The 20,246-nt window shown below is 62.2% G+C and carries 16 protein-coding genes, 2 tRNA genes and 1 pseudogene; 14 read left to right on the top strand and 5 right to left on the bottom strand.

Annotated features, from left to right (window positions below):
* Positions 1-78 precede the first annotated feature (78 nt).
* Positions 79-690 (top strand): trimeric intracellular cation channel family protein, encoded by a 612-nt coding sequence (locus AD663_RS25225; protein ID WP_003186433.1) that lies wholly within the window; start codon positions 79-81, stop codon positions 688-690.
* On the opposite strand, the gene queG is transcribed toward AD663_RS25225, so the two are convergent.
* Positions 672-1,751, bottom strand: coding sequence for a tRNA epoxyqueuosine(34) reductase QueG (gene queG / locus AD663_RS25220; RefSeq protein ID WP_003186430.1), 1,080 nt, complete (start codon positions 1,749-1,751; stop codon positions 672-674). The two genes, AD663_RS25225 and queG, sit on opposite strands and share 19 nt — an antisense overlap.
* A gap of 63 nt (positions 1,752-1,814) precedes the next feature.
* Between queG and AD663_RS25215 the strand changes: the two genes are divergently transcribed.
* The 13 genes and pseudogenes from AD663_RS25215 to AD663_RS29730 all read left to right on the top strand — a co-directional run bounded on the left by AD663_RS25215 (position 1,815) and on the right by AD663_RS29730 (position 16,822).
* A complete protein-coding gene (locus AD663_RS25215) occupies positions 1,815-3,314 on the top strand; it encodes a bifunctional ADP-dependent NAD(P)H-hydrate dehydratase/NAD(P)H-hydrate epimerase (RefSeq protein ID WP_003186427.1) in 1,500 nt (499 codons plus the stop codon).
* Positions 3,302-3,769 (top strand): tRNA (adenosine(37)-N6)-threonylcarbamoyltransferase complex ATPase subunit type 1 TsaE, encoded by a 468-nt coding sequence (gene tsaE, locus AD663_RS25210; RefSeq protein ID WP_003186426.1) that lies wholly within the window; start codon positions 3,302-3,304, stop codon positions 3,767-3,769. Before AD663_RS25215 ends, tsaE begins: the two co-directional genes overlap by 13 nt.
* A gap of 3 nt (positions 3,770-3,772) precedes the next feature.
* Complete coding sequence (locus tag AD663_RS25205; protein ID WP_033046319.1) at positions 3,773-5,203, top strand: N-acetylmuramoyl-L-alanine amidase; 1,431 nt, start codon at positions 3,773-3,775, stop codon at positions 5,201-5,203.
* Entirely contained in the window at positions 5,200-7,113 is a 1,914-nt protein-coding gene (mutL, locus tag AD663_RS25200) for a DNA mismatch repair endonuclease MutL (RefSeq protein WP_003186422.1), read from the top strand. The genes AD663_RS25205 and mutL overlap by 4 nt, the downstream gene beginning before the upstream one ends.
* On the top strand, positions 7,113-8,084 hold the full coding sequence (gene miaA, locus AD663_RS25195; RefSeq protein ID WP_003186420.1) for a tRNA (adenosine(37)-N6)-dimethylallyltransferase MiaA: 972 nt from the start codon (positions 7,113-7,115) through the stop codon (positions 8,082-8,084). Before mutL ends, miaA begins: the two co-directional genes overlap by 1 nt.
* A 91-nt stretch (positions 8,085-8,175) precedes the next feature.
* Entirely contained in the window at positions 8,176-8,436 is a 261-nt protein-coding gene (hfq, locus tag AD663_RS25190) for an RNA chaperone Hfq (protein WP_003186419.1), read from the top strand.
* A gap of 12 nt (positions 8,437-8,448) precedes the next feature.
* A complete protein-coding gene (gene hflX / locus AD663_RS25185) occupies positions 8,449-9,750 on the top strand; it encodes a ribosome rescue GTPase HflX (RefSeq protein WP_003186415.1) in 1,302 nt (433 codons plus the stop codon).
* A gap of 85 nt (positions 9,751-9,835) precedes the next feature.
* Entirely contained in the window at positions 9,836-11,008 is a 1,173-nt protein-coding gene (hflK, locus tag AD663_RS25180) for an FtsH protease activity modulator HflK (protein WP_003186413.1), read from the top strand.
* A complete protein-coding gene (gene hflC, locus AD663_RS25175) occupies positions 11,008-11,877 on the top strand; it encodes a protease modulator HflC (protein ID WP_003186411.1) in 870 nt (289 codons plus the stop codon). Before hflK ends, hflC begins: the two co-directional genes overlap by 1 nt.
* A 325-nt stretch (positions 11,878-12,202) precedes the next feature.
* A complete protein-coding gene (locus AD663_RS25170) occupies positions 12,203-13,390 on the top strand; it encodes an ATP phosphoribosyltransferase regulatory subunit (protein ID WP_003186409.1) in 1,188 nt (395 codons plus the stop codon).
* A gap of 54 nt (positions 13,391-13,444) precedes the next feature.
* On the top strand, positions 13,445-14,737 hold the full coding sequence (locus AD663_RS25165) for an adenylosuccinate synthase (protein WP_003186407.1): 1,293 nt from the start codon (positions 13,445-13,447) through the stop codon (positions 14,735-14,737).
* 486 nt (positions 14,738-15,223) lie between these two features.
* Positions 15,224-15,916 (top strand): annotated as a pseudogene (locus AD663_RS29735) (methyl-accepting chemotaxis protein); the annotation flags it as partial.
* A 21-nt stretch (positions 15,917-15,937) separates the two neighbouring features.
* The gene (locus AD663_RS29730) at positions 15,938-16,822 is read left to right on the top strand and encodes a methyl-accepting chemotaxis protein (protein ID WP_371261245.1); all 885 of its coding nucleotides are present in this window, start codon (positions 15,938-15,940) and stop codon (positions 16,820-16,822) included.
* Positions 16,823-16,921: 99 nt separating this feature from the next.
* On the opposite strand, the gene AD663_RS25155 is transcribed toward AD663_RS29730, so the two are convergent.
* The 4 genes from AD663_RS25155 to AD663_RS25140 all read right to left on the bottom strand — a co-directional run bounded on the left by AD663_RS25155 (position 16,922) and on the right by AD663_RS25140 (position 20,045).
* Entirely contained in the window at positions 16,922-18,487 is a 1,566-nt protein-coding gene (locus tag AD663_RS25155; protein WP_003186402.1) for an iron ABC transporter permease, read from the bottom strand.
* Positions 18,487-19,497 (bottom strand): iron ABC transporter substrate-binding protein, encoded by a 1,011-nt coding sequence (locus AD663_RS25150; protein ID WP_003186401.1) that lies wholly within the window; start codon positions 19,495-19,497, stop codon positions 18,487-18,489. The genes AD663_RS25155 and AD663_RS25150 overlap by 1 nt, the downstream gene beginning before the upstream one ends.
* Before the next feature lie 198 nt (positions 19,498-19,695).
* Positions 19,696-19,782: transfer RNA gene (locus AD663_RS25145), tRNA-Leu, on the bottom strand.
* A gap of 176 nt (positions 19,783-19,958) precedes the next feature.
* Positions 19,959-20,045: transfer RNA gene (locus AD663_RS25140), tRNA-Leu, on the bottom strand.
* Between the last annotated feature and the right edge of the window lie 201 nt (positions 20,046-20,246).

Here is a 20,246-nt window from a genome sequence, read left to right as displayed (position 1 = left end):
CTAAGGCCGCTGCCATGCCCTCTTTTGGTGCCGGCCCAAACTGGCTAGACTGCGCGCCTTCCTGTAGGGACCGCCAACATGTTGCTGATGCTTTATCTGATCGCCATCACCGCCGAAGCCATGACCGGTGCCTTGTCTGCCGGGCGCCGTGGCATGGACTGGTTCGGCGTGGTGCTGATCGCCTGCATCACGGCCCTGGGTGGCGGCTCGGTGCGCGACGTGCTGCTCGGTCATTACCCGCTTACCTGGGTCAAGCACCCGGAATACCTGGTGCTGACCACAGCGGCGGCGATGTTGACGGTGTTCCTGGCGCGCTGGATGCGCCATCTGCGCTCGTTGTTCCTGGTCCTCGATGCGGTGGGCCTGGTGGCGTTCACGTTGATTGGCTGCATGACCGCCCTGGAAATGGGCCACGGCATGCTGGTGGCGTCGGTCAGCGGAGTGATCACCGGCGTGTTCGGCGGCATCCTGCGGGACATTTTCTGCAACGATATTCCGCTGATCTTTCGCCGTGAGCTCTACGCCAGCGTCTCGTTTGCAGCGGCGTGGTGCTATCTGCTCTGTGTCTACCTGCAACTGCCTAATGAACAGGCCATACTCATCACCTTGTTCGGCGGTTTCCTGCTGCGGCTCCTGGCGATCCGCTTTCACTGGGAAATGCCGAAGTTCGTTTACAACGACGAGGTCTGACGCTCGGCGTGTTGGCGCAACGCCCATTCCACATGTTCGCGCACCAGTTCTGAAGGATGGTCGCGCCGCGCTTGCAGCGCTTGCAGCACCGGAATCGTTGAGGGGGCATTGCCAAGCCCCACCGCCAGGTTGCGTAGCCAGCGCTCATAACCGGCGCGGCGCAGCGGCGAGCCTTCGGTGCGGCTCAGGAAGGTGTCTTCATCCCACAGGAACAGCTCGGCGAGTCCGGCATTGTCCAGGCTGTGTCGCGGCTTGAAGTCGCTTTCCCGGGATGGCCGGGCAAAGCGGTTCCACGGACAGACGATCTGGCAATCGTCACACCCGAACACGCGGTTACCGATCAGCGGCCGCAATTCTTCGGGAATGGCGCTTTTCAGTTCGATGGTCAGGTAGGAAATGCACCGGCGTGCGTCCAGCACGTAGGGGCCGACGAAGGCATTTGTAGGACAGATGTCCAAGCAAGCGGTGCATTTTCCGCAATGTTCGCTGGCGTGGGGTGGGTCCACGGGCAGCGGCAGGTCGACAAACAATTCGCTCAGGAAGAAGTAGCTGCCGGCCTTGCGATTCAGTACCAGGGTGTTTTTGCCGATCCAGCCCAGCCCGGCCTGCTGCGCGATGGCTTTTTCCAACACCGGTGCGCTGTCGACGAAGGCGCGGTAGCCGAAGGGACCGATCACCGCCTGAATTTTTTCTGCCAGTTGCTGCACGCGTTTACGGATCAATTTGTGGTAATCGCGGCCCAACGCATAGCGCGAGACGTAGGCTTTTTCCGGTTGGCCGAGCATTTGCGCCATTTGCGTGTCGCCCGGCAGGTAGTCCATGCGCAGGGACACCACGCGTAACGTGCCGGGTACCAGTTCCTCCGGGTGCGAGCGTTTGCTGCCATGGGCACCCATGTAGTCCATTTCGCCGTGGTAGCCCGCTTCGAGCCAACGTTGCAGGTGCTGCTCGTGCTCGGCCAGGTCCACGCCGCTGATGCCGACCTGCTGGAAACCCAGCTCGCGGCCCCATTCCTTGATGGATTGGGCGAGGGCGGGCAGGTCTGTGGTAATGGCAGGCATGAGGCGAGAGAAACCGGAGCTGAGATGCGTATAATTCTGCCAGACATCGGAGCCCGAAGACGCATGCCGCACACTAAAGATGATTTTCCCGACGCGCTGTACAGCGCCGCGCAAGTCCGGGCCCTCGATGCACGCCTGATCGCGGCAGGTACCACCGGGTTCGAATTGATGCAGCGCGCCGCCCGCGCCATCTGGCGAGCGATCGTGCGTCGCTGGCCTGATGCCGTCGAGCTGACCGTCCTGACCGGCCATGGCAATAACGCCGGTGACGGCTACCTGGTTGCGACCCTGGCCCGGCGCGCCGGCTGGTCGGTGCGGGTGCTGACCGTGGGCGAGCCCCGGCGCTTGCAGGGCGATGCCGCCAATGCCCACGCCGAGGCCGTAGCGGTGGGTGTGCCGGTGGAACCGTGGTCGGACGAATCCGAACTGCGTGGCGTGCTGTTGGACGCGTTGCTGGGTACAGGGTTGAGTGGCGAAGTTCGCGAGCCTTACATCCGTGCCATCGACACGATCAATGTCAGTGGTCTGCCGGTCGTGGCGGTGGATATTCCTTCCGGGCTGTGTGCCGATACCGGCCGGGTGCTGGGCACTGCGGTGGCGGCGGACCTGACCGTGACGTTCATTGGCTTGAAGCTGGGCTTGTTCACAGGGGATGCGGCGGATCGGGTCGGTGAATTGATTTTCAATGATCTGCACGCGGACCCCGACATCGTCGAAGTGACCCCGGCCAGCGCTCGGCTGCTGTTGCCCGATCATCTGCCACGCCTGGCGCCACGCGCGGCCACCTCTCACAAAGGCAAGTTCGGTCATGTGCTGCTGATCGGCGGCGACCGCGGCTTTGGCGGCGCGATCCAGATGAGCGCCGAGAGCGCCCTGCGCTGCGGCGCGGGAATGGTTTCGATGGCGACCCGCAGCGAACACGTATCCGCTGCACTGACGCGTTTGCCGGAGGTCATGGTGCAAGGCACCCATTCGGCCAACCAATTGATGGGCCTGCTCCAGCAGGCCAGCGTGTTGGTGGTCGGGCCGGGCCTGGGCCAGGCGGCATGGGGTCGTAGCCTGTTATCGGCGGCGGCCAATGCAACGCTGCCGCAAGTGTGGGATGCCGACGCGCTGAATCTGTTGAGCGAAGGCGCTGTCAGCTTGCCCGAGCAGTGTGTGATCACTCCGCACCCGGGCGAGGCGGCGCGCCTGCTGGGAATATCCACGGTCCAGGTCCAGGCCGATCGTCCGGCGGCGGCCCATGCATTGAGCAAAAAATACACAGCTACGGTGGTCCTCAAGGGCGCCGGAAGCCTGATCGCCAGCCCGGACGGTCGCCTGGCGGTTTGCGCCCAGGGCCATCCGGCAATGGCCACGGCGGGCCTCGGGGATGTGCTGGCCGGTGTGGTTGGCGCTTTGCTGGCCCAGGGCTTGGAGGGTTTCGAGGCGGCGTGCCTGGCAGTCTGGCTGCACGCCAATGCCGGCACCCAAGCCGGTCGGTCGGGCCGGGGGCTGGCGGCAACCGATCTGATTCCGGCCATTCGTCAGTTATTGGAGGAGCATTCACCGTGTCTGAAGTAACCCTGTACGTGGCCGATGAACAGGCCATGACGGAGCTTGGTGCGCGCATTGCGCGTACCACCGCAGGCCATGGCCTGATTTTTCTCGAAGGGGACCTCGGCGCGGGAAAAACCACCCTGTCCCGTGGCATCATTCGCGGCCTCGGGCATGTCGGCTCGGTAAAGAGTCCTACGTTCACCTTGGTCGAGCCCTACGAGATCGGCGACATCCGCGCCTTTCATTTCGACCTGTATCGGCTGGTGGACCCCGAGGAGCTGGAATTCCTCGGGATCCGCGATTATTTCGAAGACGATGCCTTGTGCCTGATCGAATGGCCCCAGAAGGGTGCAGGCTTTTTGCCAAAGCCTGACCTGACCATTACCATTGGCGCGCAGAACGGCGGGCGTTCGCTGAAACTGACGCCGCAAGGCTCGCGTGGCGAGTCGTGGTGTGCCGCTTTGGCATTGGAAAACTAATTGATGATGGGGTTTGGTATGCGCTTTCGCGCGGTGGTTGCTGTCGTAGGACTGTTGCTTACGGCACTGGCCGTCGATGCTGTGGCTGAGACAAAGGTCAACAGCGTTCGCCTCTGGCGGGCGCCGGACAACACGCGGCTGGTGTTCGACCTGACGGGTCCGGTGCAGCACAGCGTATTCACCCTGACCGCGCCGGATCGCCTGGTGATCGACATCAATGGCGCGTCCCTGGGCGCGCCATTGAACGTGGCCACCGCCAACACGCCGATTACCGCGATGCGTTCGGCCCAGCGTACGCCGACCGATTTGCGGGTGGTCATCGACCTGAAAAAAGCCGTGACGCCGAAGAGCTTTACCCTGGCCCCGAACGCCCAGTACGGCAACCGGTTGGTGGTGGACCTGTTCGACAATCCGGCCGACGCCGCGCCGCCTCCACCGCCTCCGACCAACGTCGCCACGGTGCCGGCGGTACCGGTTACGCCGACCGAACCTGCGATCAAGCTGCCACCGGCCCCGGCCGGCAAGCGCGACATCATCGTGGTGATCGACGCCGGTCACGGCGGCGAAGACCCAGGGGCCTCGGGTTCGCGCGGGCAGCGTGAGAAAGACGTGGTGCTGTCCATTGCCCGCGAGCTGCAGCGTCAGGTCAACGGCATGAAGGGCTTCCGCGCCGAACTCACCCGTACCGGCGACTACTTCATCCCACTGCGCGGCCGTACCGAAATCGCCCGCAAAAAAGGCGCCGACCTGTTCGTTTCCATTCACGCTGACGCGGCACCTTCGGCGGCAGCCTTCGGGGCTTCGGTATTCGCCTTGTCCGACCGTGGCGCCACGTCCGAGACCGCTCGCTGGCTGGCCGACAGTGAAAACCGTTCTGACCTGATCGGCGGTGCCGGCAACGTCAGCCTCGACGACAAGGACCGCATGCTTGCCGGTGTGTTGCTCGATTTGTCGATGACCGCCTCGCTGACCTCCAGTTTGAACGTCGGCCAGAAAGTCCTGAGCAACATCGGTCGCGTCACGCCGCTGCACAAGCAGCGCGTCGAGCAGGCCGGGTTCATGGTGCTCAAGTCGCCGGACATCCCGTCGATCCTGGTGGAGACCGGCTTCATCTCCAACGCCAACGAGGCGTCCAAGCTGTCGTCCGCCAACCACCAGCAGGCACTGGCCCGTTCCATCAGCAGCGGTGTACGGCAGTTCTTCCAGCAGAACCCGCCGCCAGGCACCTACATTGCGTGGCTGCGCGATTCCGGCAAGATCGCCCAAGGCCCGCGGGACCATCGGGTCAGCCCCGGCGAAACCCTGGCGATGATCGCCGTGCGCTACCAGGTATCGCCCGCTACCTTGCGCAGTGCCAACAATCTCAAGAGTGACGAGCTCAAGATCGGCCAGACCCTGACCATCCCCGGAAATGAAGTGGCGGTCCAGCAATGAGTGATGAAGTGATCGGCAGCACTGCTCGCATCGAGCTGCTCAGCCCGCGGCTGGCAAACCAGATCGCCGCCGGTGAAGTGGTCGAGCGCCCGGCGTCGGTCATCAAGGAATTGCTGGAGAACAGTCTCGATTCCGGCGCCAGGCGCATCGATGTGGATGTCGAGCAGGGCGGCGTCAAGCTGCTGCGGGTGCGCGATGACGGTGGCGGCATTTCTTCCGACGACCTGCCGCTGGCCCTGGCGCGTCATGCCACCAGCAAGATTCGCGACTTGGAAGACCTTGAGCGAGTCATGAGCCTGGGGTTTCGGGGCGAGGCGCTGGCGTCCATCAGTTCGGTGTCGCGCCTGACGCTGACCTCCCGTACCCGCGACGCCGAGCAGGCCTGGCAGGTCGAGACCGAAGGCCGAGACATGGCCTCCCACGTCCAGCCCGCGGCCCATCCGGTGGGCACTTCGGTGGAAGTGCGCGACCTGTTCTTCAACACCCCGGCCCGACGCAAGTTCCTCAAGGCCGAGAAGACCGAATTCGATCACCTGCAGGAAGTCATCAAGCGTCTGGCCCTGGCGCGTTTTGACGTGGCGTTCCATTTGCGCCACAACGGCAAGACCATTCTCAGCCTGCACGAGGCCCATGACGATGCGGCCCGTGCGCGGCGGGTGGGTGCGGTCTGCGGCGCGGGTTTCCTCGAGCAGGCATTGCCCATCGAGGTGGAGCGCAATGGCCTGCACCTGTGGGGTTGGGTCGGGTTGCCGACGTTTTCCCGCAGCCAGGCAGACCTGCAGTATTTCTATGTGAATGGCCGCGCCGTGCGCGACAAGCTGGTGGCCCACGCGGTGCGCCAGGCCTATCGCGACGTGCTGTTCAATGGACGGCATCCGACCTTCGTGCTGTTTTTCGAAGTCGATCCGGCGGTCGTAGACGTCAACGTGCACCCGACCAAGCACGAAGTCCGTTTCCGTGATGGACGCATGGTCCATGATTTCCTTTACGGTACCTTGCACCGCGCGTTGGGCGATGTGCGCCCGGAAGATCAACTGGCAGCTCCGGCGGCAGTGGCTGGCATGGTCCGGCCAACGGGGCTGGAAGCCGGCGAATTCGGTCCCCAGGGCGAAATGCGCCTGGCGGCCAACGCACTGCTGGAACAGCCCCAGCCGCCGCCGAGCTACAACACGGCGGGGACTGGCGCCGGCAGCGGTTACCAGTATCAATACACCCCGCGACCGCAATCGAATGTGCCGGCGGCCGAGGCCCAGGCGGCCTATCGCGAGTTCTTCAAGCCGTTGCCTGAAACCGGCGCGGCGGCACTGCCCGACGGCCAGGGCGACATTCCGCCGCTGGGTTATGCCCTGGCGCAGCTCAAAGGCATCTATATCCTTTCGGAAAACGCCCAGGGCCTGGTCTTGGTGGACATGCATGCCGCCCACGAGCGGATCATGTACGAGCGGCTGAAAATTGCCATGGCCAGTGAAGGCCTGAGTGGCCAGCCGCTGCTGGTGCCCGAATCCCTGGCCGTCAGCCAGCGCGAAGCCGATTGTGCCGAGGAACATGTGAGCTGGTTCCAGCGCCTGGGCTTTGAGTTGCAGCGCCTGGGCCCGGAAACCCTGGCGATCCGGCAGATCCCGGCGTTATTGAAGCAAGCCGAGGCCAATCGCCTGGTCAGCGACGTATTGGCAGACCTGATGGAATACGGCACCAGCGACCGGATCCAGGCGCACCTGAACGAACTGCTCGGCACCATGGCCTGCCATGGCGCGATCCGCGCCAACCGGCGCCTGGCCCTGCCGGAAATGAACGGCCTGCTGCGGGACATGGAAAATACCGAGCGCAGCGGTCAATGCAACCATGGCCGGCCGACCTGGACCCAATTGGGCCTGGACGACCTGGACAAACTGTTCCTGCGCGGTCGCTGATGAGCCAGTTGCCACCCGCGATTTTCCTGATGGGGCCGACCGCCGCCGGCAAGACCGACCTGGCGATCGAACTGACCAAGGTCCTGCCCTGCGAGCTGATCAGCGTCGATTCGGCGCTGGTTTACCGGGGCATGGACATCGGTACCGCCAAGCCGTCGAAAGCGCTGCTGGCCGAATTTCCTCACCGTCTGATCGACATCCTTGACCCGGCCGAGGCTTATTCTGCGGCGGATTTTCGTCGCGATGCCCTCCAGGCCATGGCCGAGATCACCGCGCGAGGCAAGATCCCGCTGCTGGTGGGCGGCACAATGCTGTACTACAAGGCCCTGGTCGATGGCCTGGCGGACATGCCCGCCGCCGATCCGGAGGTGCGCGCGCAGATCGAAGAAGAAGCCGCGCGCCTTGGCTGGCAGGCCCTGCATGAACAATTGGCGATCATCGACCCGGAGTCGGCGGCGCGGATTCACCCCAACGACCCGCAGCGGCTCAGCCGGGCGCTGGAGGTTTACCGGGTCAGCGGCCAGAGCATGACGGCCCTGAGGCAGCGACAATCTGCGCAAAGTACTGAAGCAGCCGCTTCGGGACTGCAACAATTGCCCTATACTGTCGCGAATCTGGCCATCGCCCCGGCGAACCGGCAAGTGCTGCACCAGCGAATTGAACAAAGATTCACATTGATGTTGGAACAGGGATTCATCGACGAGGTCGTAGCCCTGCGTGAGCGAAGTGACCTGCATGCCGGGTTGCCGTCTATACGTGCGGTGGGTTATCGACAAGTCTGGGACTACCTGGACGGCAAGCTGACGTCAGCCGAGATGCAGGAGCGTGGGATCATTGCCACGCGCCAATTGGCGAAGCGCCAGTTCACCTGGCTGCGCAGCTGGACTGACTTGCATTGGCTCGACAGTCTCGATTGCGACAATCTGCCACGCGCCTTGAAATACCTCGGGACCATCTCCATATTGAGCTGAGTCCTTGCAATTGCCGTCTATCCTTGGGGGTGTGACGGCCCAAGCCATCTGATTCCGATTTTTATTATTGATCCTTAAAGGAGTGCGGCACATGTCAAAAGGGCATTCGCTACAAGACCCTTACTTGAACACTTTACGTAAAGAAAAAGTTGGGGTGTCCATCTATCTGGTCAACGGGATCAAACTGCAAGGCACGATCGAGTCTTTCGACCAGTTCGTCATCCTGCTGAAGAACACCGTCAGCCAGATGGTCTACAAGCACGCGATCTCGACAGTGGTGCCAGTTCGTCCGATTCGTCTGCCTAGCGCAACCGAATCCGAAGGCGGCGACGCTGAACCGGGTAACGCCTGATAGGAGTCTCCTTTGTTCTTTGAGCGCCACGGTGGTGGTGAACGGGCCATTCTCGTTCACTTGGATGGACAGGACCCTGAGGCGCGCGAAGATCCGCAGGAGTTCCAGGAATTGGCACTTTCGGCCGGCGCCGAGACCGTCGCGTTCTTCAACGTGCCGCGTCATCGGCCAACCGCCAAGTTCCTGATCGGCAGCGGCAAGGTCGAGGAGTTGCGCGACCTGGTCAAGGCCGAACAGGTCGATCTGGTGATTTTCAATCACATCCTCACGCCCAGTCAGGAGCGTAACCTCGAACGTGTTTTCGAGTGTCGCGTGATCGACCGCACGGGCCTGATCCTCGATATCTTCGCGCAACGCGCCCGTACCCATGAAGGCAAGCTCCAGGTCGAACTGGCCCAGCTTGAACACATGAGCACGCGGCTGGTTCGCGGCTGGACTCACCTTGAGCGGCAGAAAGGCGGTATCGGCCTGCGCGGCCCAGGTGAAACCCAGCTGGAAACCGACCGGCGCCTGTTGCGGGTTCGCCTGCGCCAGATCAAGGGGCGCCTGGAGAAGGTCCGCAGCCAGCGCGAACAATCGCGGCGCGGGCGCAAGCGTGCGGATATTCCTACGGTTTCACTGGTGGGCTATACCAACGCCGGCAAATCGACCCTGTTCAATAACGTCACCCAATCGGACGTCTACGCCGCCGACCAGTTGTTCGCCACGCTCGACCCGACCCTGCGCCGGCTCGACCTGGATGACCTCGGGCCGATCGTGCTGGCCGACACCGTGGGCTTCATCCGTCACTTGCCGCACAAACTGGTCGAGGCTTTCCGGGCTACGCTCGAAGAGTCGAGCAATTCCGACCTGCTGCTGCACGTGATCGATGCCGCCGAGCCGGACCGTATGCTGCAGATCGAGCAGGTGATGGTGGTGCTGGGCGAGATCGGTGCCCAGGACTTGCCGATCCTGGAGGTATACAACAAACTCGATTTGCTCGAAGGGGTGGAGCCGCAGATCCAGCGCGATGCCGACGGCAAGCCGCAACGGGTCTGGTTGTCTGCCCGCGACGGTACCGGCCTGGACCTGCTCAAGCAGGCCGTGGCCGAGCTTCTTGGCAATGATCTGTTTGTTGGCACCCTGAAGTTGCCGCAGCGTTTCGCCCGGCTGCGTGCCCAGTTCTTTGAGCTGGGGGCGGTGCAAAAAGAAGAGCACGACGACGAAGGCGTCTGTCTGCTGGCTGTTCGCCTGCCACGGTCGGAGTTGAACCGACTGGTCAGTCGCGAAGGGCTGCAGCCGATGGAATTCATCGAGCAACACACTTTGCAATAAAAGCCTGAGCAAGCTGTGTCAGGCATTCTGTAGCATTGGTCGGCGCGCCGTGGGTGCGTCTTTGCTTTATCAGATGGAGAGCGCTATGGCTTGGAATGAGCCGGGTGGCAACTCGAATAATCAGGATCCCTGGGGTGGCAAGCGTCGTAACAACGGCGACCGCAAGGGGCCGCCCGATCTCGACGAGGCCTTCCGAAAGCTGCAGGAAAGCCTGAACGGTTTGTTCGGTGGTGGTAAGAAACGCGGTGACGATGGCAGCGGTCGTCCGGGCAAGGGCGGCGGTTTCGGCCTGCTCGGCATCGGTCTCGTCGTGCTCGCGGCTATTTGGCTGTACAGCGCGGTATATGTCGTGGACGAGCAGGAGCAGGCCGTGGTGCTGCGCTTCGGCAAGTACTACGAGACGGTTGGTCCGGGCCTGAATATCTATTTCCCGCCGATCGACCAGAAGTACATGGAAAACGTCACGCGTGAGCGGGCGTATACCAAGCAAGGCCAGATGCTGACCGAAGACGAGAACATCGTCGAGGTGCCGCTGACCGTGCAATACAAGATCACCAACCTGCAGGACTTCGTGCTGAACGTCGACCAGCCGGAAGTCAGCCTGCAGCATGCAACTGAAAGCGCCTTGCGCCATGTGGTGGGTTCCACTGCCATGGACCAGGTGCTGACCGAAGGCCGGGAACTGATGGCCAGCGAAATCAAGGAGCGCCTGCAGCGTTTCCTCGATACCTATCGCACCGGTATCACCGTTACCCAGGTCAACGTCCAGAGCGCTGCTGCACCGCGTGAGGTCCAGGAAGCCTTCGACGACGTGATCCGTGCCCGTGAAGACGAGCAGCGCTCGCGCAACCAGGCCGAAACCTATGCCAACGGCGTCGTGCCGGAAGCCCGTGGCCAGGCCCAGCGCATCATCGAAGATGCCAATGGTTACCGCGACGAAGTCGTTTCCCGTGCCAAGGGTGAGGCTGACCGCTTCACCAAGCTGGTGGTCGAGTATCGCAAGGCCCCTGAAGTGACCCGCCAACGTCTGTACCTGGACACCATGCAGGAAGTCTTCAGCAATACCAGCAAGGTCCTCGTGACCGGCAACAAGAACGGCCAGAGCAATCTGCTGTACTTGCCGCTGGACAAGATGGTCGAGAGCGGTCGCAACACCAGCACGCCGCCGACCAGCGCGGCAGCCGCCAGCAATGAAGCCAATGCCCGTGCGGCGGCGGACTTGCAGCAACAGCAAGCACGTACCAGGGAGAGTCGCTGATGAGCAATAAATCGCTGATCGCCCTTATTGTCGGTGTCGTCGTGGCGATCGCTGCCTGGAACTGCTTCTACATCGTGGCTCAGACCGAGCGCGCGGTGTTGCTGCAATTCGGTCGCGTGGTCCAGGCTGATGTCCAGCCGGGGCTGCATGTGAAGGTGCCGTACGTCAACAAGGTGCGCAAGTTCGATGCTCGCCTGATGACGCTGGATGCACCGACGCAACGCTTCCTGACGCTGGAAAAGAAAGCCGTGATGGTCGACGCCTACGCCAAGTGGCGCGTCAAGGACGCCGAGCGCTTCTACACCGCGACGTCCGGTCTCAAGCAGATCGCCGACGAGCGTCTGTCCCGTCGCCTGGAGTCGGGCCTGCGTGACCAGTTCGGTAAGCGCACGTTGCATGAGGTGGTATCCGGTGAGCGTGATGCGCTCATGGCCGACATCACCCGTTCGCTGAATACGATGGCGGAGAAAGAGCTGGGTATCGAAGTGGTCGATGTCCGGGTCAAGGCCATCGACTTGCCGAAGGAAGTGAACCGCAGCGTGTTCGAGCGCATGAGCACCGAACGTGAGCGTGAAGCCCGCGAGCACCGCGCCAAGGGTAACGAGCTGGCCGAAGGCATCCGTGCCGACGCCGATCGCCAACGCCGTGTGCTGCTGGCCGAAGCCTACCGTGAATCGGAAGAGGTCCGTGGTGATGGTGATGCCCAGGCCGCTTCGATCTACGCCAAGGCCTACGGCCAGGACCAGGAGTTCTACGCGTTCTACCGTAGCCTGCGCGCCTACCGCGAAAGCTTTGCGAACAAATCCGACGTCATGGTCCTGGACCCAAGCAGCGACTTCTTCCATTACCTGGAAAAGGCCAAGCCTTGATACGACGTTGACCTGAAGCATTCCGCCCGGCGGCTAAAACGTCGGGCGGGGTGATCCTTTCGGAAAACGTGTGTATGATGCGGCAGCCGGGAAATTCCCGGCTTTTTTGCGTCTGCACGTTCGATTGCGGTTTCACGATGCAGGCGTCGAGTTGAACGACTCGACAGGTTTTTCGAGGAAAGTGCCGGGCGAGGCCGACGATGGGCCATTCGTCACGTCGCTCTTGCGCGTCTTTTGCCCATGATGCGCGTACGGCGCAGGCATTTTCTGCTTCACTCAAGGCCAGCCCGAAAGCTGGCCGCCCGGACCATAGGGGAATGGCGTAATGGCAACGGTAGACCGCTGGCTGCTGCCAGATGGCATCGAAGAAGTACTGCCACCGGAAGCTGCGCGTATTGAAGTTGCGCGTCGGCAGGTGTTGGATCTGTTCCAGAGCTGGGGGTACGAGTTCGTCGTCACCCCGCATATCGAGTACCTGGAATCCCTGCTGACCGGCGCGGGCCAGGACCTGGACTTGCGCACCTTCAAGGTCATCGACCCGCAATCGGGTCGGCAGATGGGCTTTCGTGCAGACATTACGCCGCAAGTGGCGCGCATCGACGCCCACACCCTGCGCCGCGAAGGCCCTAGCCGCCTGTGCTACGCCGGCAGTGTGCTGCACGCCCAGCCGCGCGCCTTGTCATCTTCGCGCAGCCCGATCCAGCTGGGTGCGGAGCTGTATGGCGACGCCAGCCCGAGCAGCGACGTAGAAGTCATCAGCCTGATGTTGGCCATGCTGCAACTGGCCGACGTGCCGGATGTCCACATGGACCTGGGGCATGTCGGCATTTATCGCGGCCTGGCCCGTGCGGCCGGTTTGTCTGGCGAAGTGGAGCAACAACTGTTCGATGCGTTGCAACGCAAGGCCATCGACGAAGTCATCAGCCTGACCGAAGGCCTGCCAGCAGACCTGTCGGGCATGCTGCGGGCCCTGGTTGATCTGTGCGGCGGTCGTGACGTGCTGGCGGCAGCCCGCGAGCGCCTGGCCAATGCTCCGGCGCCTGTGCTGGCGGCGCTGGACGATTTGCTGGCGATTGCCGAGCGGTTGTCGGTGCGTTTCCCCGAGCTGCCGCTGTATTTCGACCTGGGTGAGTTGCGCGGTTATCACTACCACACCGGTGTGGTGTTCGCGGTGTTCGTTCCCGGTGTGGGGCAGTCCATCGCCCAGGGCGGCCGTTATGACGATATCGGTGCCGACTTCGGTCGTGCCCGTCCGGCAACTGGCTTCTCTACCGATTTGAAAACCCTGGTGACCCTGGGGCGTGCTGAAATCGAGCTACCGTCTGGCGGTATCTGGATGCCTGACAGTACGGATGCGGCACTCTGGCAGGCGGTCTGCCAGTTGCGCAGTGAGGGTCAGCGTGTCGTCCAGGCCTTGCCTGGGCAACCTTTGGCCGCCGCCCGTGAAGCGGACTGCGACCGGCAATTGATTCAGCAGAACGGGCTTTGGCAAGTATTGCCGCTGGCTTCTTGAGTTTTCCTGCCGGCTGCAGCCGGCACCAAGTTTGCGCGAATGAGGACAAGTGTTATGGGTAAGAATGTCGTAGTCCTGGGCACCCAGTGGGGTGATGAGGGCAAAGGCAAGATCGTTGATCTGCTGACCGAACATGCTGCCGCCGTAGTGCGCTACCAGGGTGGTCACAACGCAGGCCACACCTTGGTGATCGACGGTGAAAAAACCGTACTGCACCTGATTCCGTCGGGCGTGCTGCGCGAAGGCGTGCAATGCCTGATCGGCAACGGTGTGGTGGTCGCTCCCGACGCGTTGCTGCGGGAAATCATCAAGCTGGAAGAAAAAGGCGTACCGGTGCGCGAGCGCCTGCGCATCAGCCCGTCCTGCCCGCTGATCCTGTCCTATCACGTTGCGCTGGACCAGGCCCGTGAAAAGGCCCGTGGCGAGCTGAAGATCGGCACCACCGGTCGCGGCATCGGCCCGGCCTACGAAGATAAAGTCGCCCGTCGTGGCCTGCGCATCGGTGACCTGTTCCACCGCGAGCGTTTCGCCGCCAAGCTGGGCGAGTTGCTGGACTACCACAACTTCGTCCTGGTCAATTACTACAAAGAACCGGCCATCGATTTCCAGAAGACCCTGGACGAGTGCATGGAGTACGCGGAGCTGCTCAAGCCGATGATGCTCGACGTCACCGCCGAGCTGCACGAGCTGCGTCGCGCCGGCAAGGACATCATGTTCGAAGGCGCCCAGGGTTCGCTGCTGGACATCGACCACGGTACCTACCCGTACGTCACCAGCTCCAACACCACCGCAGGCGGCATCGCCACGGGTTCGGGTTTTGGCCCGATGTACCTGGATTACATCCTCGGTATTACCAAGGCCTACACCACTCGCGTCGGCTCGGGTCCATTCCCGACGGAGCTGTTCGACGATGTCGGTGCGTTCCTGGCCAAGCGTGGCCATGAATTCGGTGCCACCACCGGTCGTGCCCGTCGTTGCGGCTGGTTCGATGCCGTCATCCTGCGTCGCGCCATCGACGTCAACAGCATCTCGGGCCTGTGCCTGACCAAGCTGGACGTGCTGGACGGCCTGGAAACCATCAACATCTGCGTGGGCTACAAGAACCAGGACGGCGCTGTCATCGACGCCCCGACCGACGCCGACAGCTACATCGGCCTGGAGCCGGTGTACGAGCAGATGCCTGGCTGGACCGAGTCGACCGTGGGTGCCAAGACCCTGGAAGAGTTGCCAGTGGCGGCTCGCAACTACATCAAGCGCGTCGAAGAGTTGGTCGGTGCGCCGATCGACATTATTTCGACGGGGCCGGACCGCAACGAAACCATCGTTCTGCGTCATCCGTTCGCCTGATAACTCGTTGATGTAAAACACAAAGGCCCCTCGTTTGGGGCCTTTGTCGTTTCTGCCTACCCGACGGCACGACACTTGCTATGCATCTCCATTAAGGCACCGCTTCCATGAGTGCTATCAATTTAATGGCGTTTGGTAGAGGGATTTCACGTGTCGGCCGTTCTCTCACTGTTACAAAGCCGTTTATTGCGGCCTGTGTTCGTTACCCTCGGTATCGCCCTTTTGGTGCAGGTGCTGGTGGCTGTTGCGCTGACCCGAAGCACCGTGACGGCGCTGGAAGCCGACCTGGGCGCGCGTCTGGGGGCGGACAGCCAGAAACTTTCCGGCGAGCTGGAGCAGGCCGGGCGCGAAGTCACCTCGAGCCTGGACAGTTTGTCCACCAATACCCGCCAGCGGCTGAACGCCGGATTATCTGCGCGTCTGAAGGATGAGCAGGTCCAATTGCGTGGGACGCTGGAAAAGGACTTAAGGGATTCCGCCAATGATATGGCGCAGCTCCTGGCGTCCGTCGCTCCCCGGGCGATGTGGGACAGCGACGTGCCGACCCTTTCCGAATTTGCCCGCCGGGCCCAACGCAATCCCAACGTGCTGTTCGTCATTTATGACGACGCAGCCGGTGAGCACCTGACTCGCTACCTGAACCGGGAAAACCCGATCAACAAGGCGCTGCTGGAAAAAGGCAAGGGCGAGCGGGCGTTGGACAAGGTGTTGGATGCGGCGAAGAACGATCCATCAGTCTATTACCTCGAAGCCTCCATCAACCCCAATGGCGTGGAGATCGGCAAGGTGTTGATGGGGGTTTCCACAGCTTCGGTTGAAACCGACCTGAAGGCGCTGGACCAGCGTTTCTCGGCCTTGATCGCCAGCAGCGACCAGTTGGTCGGCGACAGCCTCAAGGGGGCGGCGGCTGACAGCGCTACCGCCATGCGCGGTCGCTTGGAGTCGGCCCAGGCCACTGCTACGCAAATGCAGACCAACACTTCAACCACCGTGCAAGAAGCTGCGAGCACCTTGCGCTGGCGCATCGGCCTGGGCCTGGCGCTGGTTGGCTTTGGTGTGCTGTTGCTGCTGGCCGTGGTGCTGGGGCGTCGGGTGGTCAATCGCTTGAAGCTGTTGATCGCGGCAATGAATGACCTGGCGGCGGGCGAGGGCGACTTGACCAAGCGCGTACAAATCAGCAGCAAGGACGAAATCGGCGACATGGCCTCGGCGGTCAATCGCTTTGTGGATAAGTTGCAACCCATCGTGCGCGAGGCTGGAGATGTGGCCCAGCGTACCGGTGTGGAGATTGGTGCGATGACGTTGCGTAACTCGGGTGCCGATGCCGCTGCCGGAATGCAGCGTGATGAAGTGGCCGAGAGTCTGCGGGCGCTGTCGCAAATGGCGGACGAAGCGCAGTCGGAAAGCCAGGCGATGCAAGCGGCCCTGCAGCAAGTGGTGGAGATCCGCCAGGCCACCGATGAGAACACTCGGACTTCGGCCAAGGTCAGCGGTTTGATCGAGGCGCTGGCGGGGCAGGTGGACACCGGGGCGAAAGTGATCGAGCGGCTGGCGCAGCAGAGCGAGCAGATCGAAGTGGTGCTGACCGTGATCCATGGCATCGCCGAGCAAACTAACTTGCTGGCGTTGAACGCGGCCATCGAAGCGGCGCGTGCCGGCGAAACCGGGCGCGGGTTTGCGGTGGTGGCGGATGAGGTGCGGGCATTGGCGAGCAAGACCCAGAGCTCGACGGGGGACATCCAGGCTCATATCGTGGCCTTGCAGCAAGGCGCGCGAGAGGCGGTGGCGGCTATCGGCCAGGCCGGGCGCCAGGCCAGCGAGGGGTTATTGGTGCTGCGTGACAGTGCCCGCCTGCAGCAGTCAGTCCAGGTGTCGGTGGAGCAAGTGCATGCAGCCATCGGCCTGGCGACCCAGGCAGCGGCGCATCAGGCCCAAGGCGCGCAAGCGGTGCGCGGTCGGGTGGAAACCATTCACGTCCAGGCCGAAAAAGCGGCCCAAGCCGTGGTCGAGACCACGGCCAGCGGCAAGGTGCTGGACAGTCTGGCGGCGCAATTGAAGGCAAGCCTGGGGCAGTTCAGGGCTTGATGCCTGGGGAGGTCTCATCGCGAGCAAGCTCGCTTCCACAGTTGAACCCGAGTATTCAAGCGGGCCAACGTGAGAACGAGCTTGTTCGCGATAGCGATTTCAACGGCTCAGATACATCCGCGTCGTCAGCAAATACACCGGCAACCCCGACACCACGATCAGCAGCGCCGCATAAGGCGCTGCCGCCGCGAACTCCACGTTCGACGTATGGGCCCAGACCGCCGTCGCCAAGGTATTGAGCCCGGTTGGGCTCAGCAGCAGCGTGGCCGTCAATTCCTTCATCGCATCCAGGAACACCAGCGCAAACGCCGCGCCCAGCGCCGGGAAGATGATCGGCAAGGTCACCCGGCAAAAAGCACTGAATGACGAAGCCCCCAGCGTTCGCGCCGCCTCTTCGAGTTGCGGCGCTGCCTTGTTCAGCGCGGTACGCACCGGTGCCTGGGCCAGTGGCAGGAACAGCAACGCATAGGCGATCAGCAGCAGGGCCGAGGTCTGGTACAGCACTGGTACATAGTGCAGCGCGAAATACACCAGGCTCAGGGCGATCACCAGTCCGGGCAACGCGTGCAGCAGGTATGGCAAACGTTCGGCCCACAGCGCCAGGCGACCCTTGTAACGCACCACCAGCAGACCGACCGGCACGGCCAGCACCAGGCAGAGTGCGGCGCCCCCAAGTGAGAGCGCCAGCGACGATAGCAGCGCCTCGCCGATTTCGCCCATCGGGAATGCGGCGGATGTGCCCACCGCCAGCCAATACACGAGCATGCCCAGGGGGACGCCACTGCCAATGACCGCCAGCGCCAAGCAATACACCTGGCCGAGAGGCGCCCAGGAGCCCAGTCGGACCTGTTCGGCCCGCCGCGCCGCCCCTTGGCCAGTGCGCACGTGACGGCCCTTGCCGCGCACCCTCAGTTCCAGCCACAGCAACACCAGGCACAAGACCAGCAACACCGCCGACAGCATGGCGGCATTGGCGTTACTGAATTCCAGTTCGAACTGCTGATAGATCGCGGTGGTGAAGGTTTGCAGGCCGATGATCGACAGCGCGCCGAACTCCACCAGCATGTGCAGCGCGATCAGCAGCGAGCCGGCCAGCAACGATGGCCAGAGCAGCGGCAGCGTGACGCGAAAGAACACGCCCCAGCGGTTTTGCCCCAGGGTGCGGGCGGATTCTTCGAGCGAGGGGTCCAGGTTGCGCAACGTCGCCGCCACTGGCAGAAAAATCAGCGGGTATTTCGACAGGGTCATCACCAGAATCGCCCCGCCCAGGCCTTCGAATTGCGCGCTGAGGGAAACCCAGGTGAAGCTGCTGACAAAGGCCGGCACCGCGAATGGCAGGCACAGGATGACTCCCCATACCCGGCGTCCCGGCAAATTGCTGCGCTCCAGCAGCCAGGCCAGGGAGAGGCCGATCACTCCACAGGCCAGCGTGACGCCGACCATCAGTGCCAGGGTATTGCGCAAGAGCCCGAACACGTAGGGGCGCCACAGCAGGTGCAGTGCCTCGGCCCACCCGGCCTGCCACGCCTTCGCGACCACATAGAGCAGTGGCAGCAGGCTCAGCAGCACCAGCAGCAACACAGGGAGCAACACCCCGATGGAGGGGCGCCTGCGCCGGGGCACGTAGCCCCCGCTCGGGTGTGGTGTGCTCAGCGACGGCGTCATCAGTTCAGGCCGACCTCGCGTTCCAAGTCCAGCGCTTCTTCGGCGTTGCCAAGGTCGGCGGGGGTGACCTTCGGTGGCTCCAGCTCATTGAAAGGCTTGAGGCCGCGGTCCGAAACCATACCCTTGTGCAGCGGATATTCGGCGGACGTCCGGGTGATGACCCGTTGGCCTTCTTCGCTGGCCATATAGGCGAGCAATTGCTGGGCTTCTTCAGGGTGCTTGCTGGATTTCAGCGCGGCGGCGCTGGACACGGTCACCAAGCCACCGGCGTCGCCACCAGTGAAATAGTGCAATCTGGAGTCGAGCTGGCCTTTCTCCCGCTGCAAGGCGAACCAGTAATAGTTGTTCACCAGGACGGTCGCCACTTCACCGTTTTCCACTGCTTTCAGGGCAACCATGTTGTTGCTGTAGACCTTGCCGAAAGCGCGCAGCCCGGTGAGCCATTCTTCGGCCGCTTCCATCCCGTGCAGCTTGATGATGGCGACGGCCTGCTCCTGGAAGGCGCCGCTGCTCGGTACGAAGCCGACCTTGCCTTGCCATTGCGGCTGGGCAAAATCGAGGACGGTCTTGGGCAGGTCTTTTTCGTCGATCAGTTTCGGGTTGTAGGCCACGACACGCACCCGGGCGGTGACGCCCATCCAGGTACCGTTGCCGGCGACATAATCCTTGGGTAGGACATTCAGGGTGGCATCGTCGATTTTTGCCAGCAGGCCCTGTTCGCCCAGTTTGTTCAGGGGCGGCGATTCTTCGGTGTAGATGACATCGGCCGGGGAGCGGTCGCCTTCTTCGACGATCTGGCTGGCGAGTTGGTTGCTGCTGCCCTTGCGCACGTTGACGTGGATGCCGGTCTTGGCTTCGAAGGCCTTGGCTAATTCGTCGCCGACTTCCTTGTGCTGGCCGTTATAGAGGGTCAGTTCGACTTTGTCGGCGGCGTGGGTGAGGGGCGTTGCGAGGGTCAGGCCGAGCAGGGTGCAGGCCAGTGCGCGGTGCAGGGTGGTTCGAAACATCATTCGCAGGGTTCCTCACTGTCGTGTAGCAAAAACATGTCGCAATGATAAACGATATTGTTTCTCATGTGCGGCTTGAGGGAATTGAGGTTCTGATACAAGCGGTGAAAGAATGTTTATGGTTTCCGAACCACTGAAACGCAAAAACCCGCTTTCGCGGGTTTCTGTGAGATCCAAGGTCATGAACCTTGAACCTTGAATTGGTGCCCAGAAGAAGACTCGAACTTCCACGACCTTGCGGTCACCAGCACCTGAAGCTGGCGTGTCTACCAATTTCACCATCTGGGCAGCATCTTCAGCGTTGCCGCTGTCGATGTGGCGCACTATACGGAGCGCGTTTTGATCTGTAAACCCCTGTTTTTGTTTTAGTAATTGCCAAACGAAATGGCGAGGGGGAGAAATGCAAAAACCCGCTTTCGCGGGTTTTTGTGAAGCAGGCAGACCGTTGATCTGCTGCTTGAAATTGGTGCCCAGAAGAAGACTCGAACTTCCACGACCTTGCGGTCACCAGCACCTGAAGCTGGCGTGTCTACCAATTTCACCATCTGGGCAATATCGTCAACGTGTGTACGTCGTCGATGGCGCGCACTATACGGAGCGTGTTTTTAACTGTAAACCCCTCTTGGTAAAAAAACCGCTAAATTTCACGAGCGGTGCATTCCGGGGCTTCAAAGGTGAGGCAAAAGACTTTAGAAAAGGCATTGGGTGCTTGAAATTTCCCGTTTCATTAAGCCTATGCCAAACTAACCCGC

Source organism: Pseudomonas sp. Q12-87, from assembly GCF_001269755.1.
Taxonomy (GTDB): Bacteria; Pseudomonadota; Gammaproteobacteria; order Pseudomonadales; family Pseudomonadaceae; genus Aquipseudomonas; species Aquipseudomonas fluorescens_S.
Note: the sequence above shows the minus strand (reverse complement) of the source record. Positions and strands in the feature narration are given on the sequence as shown.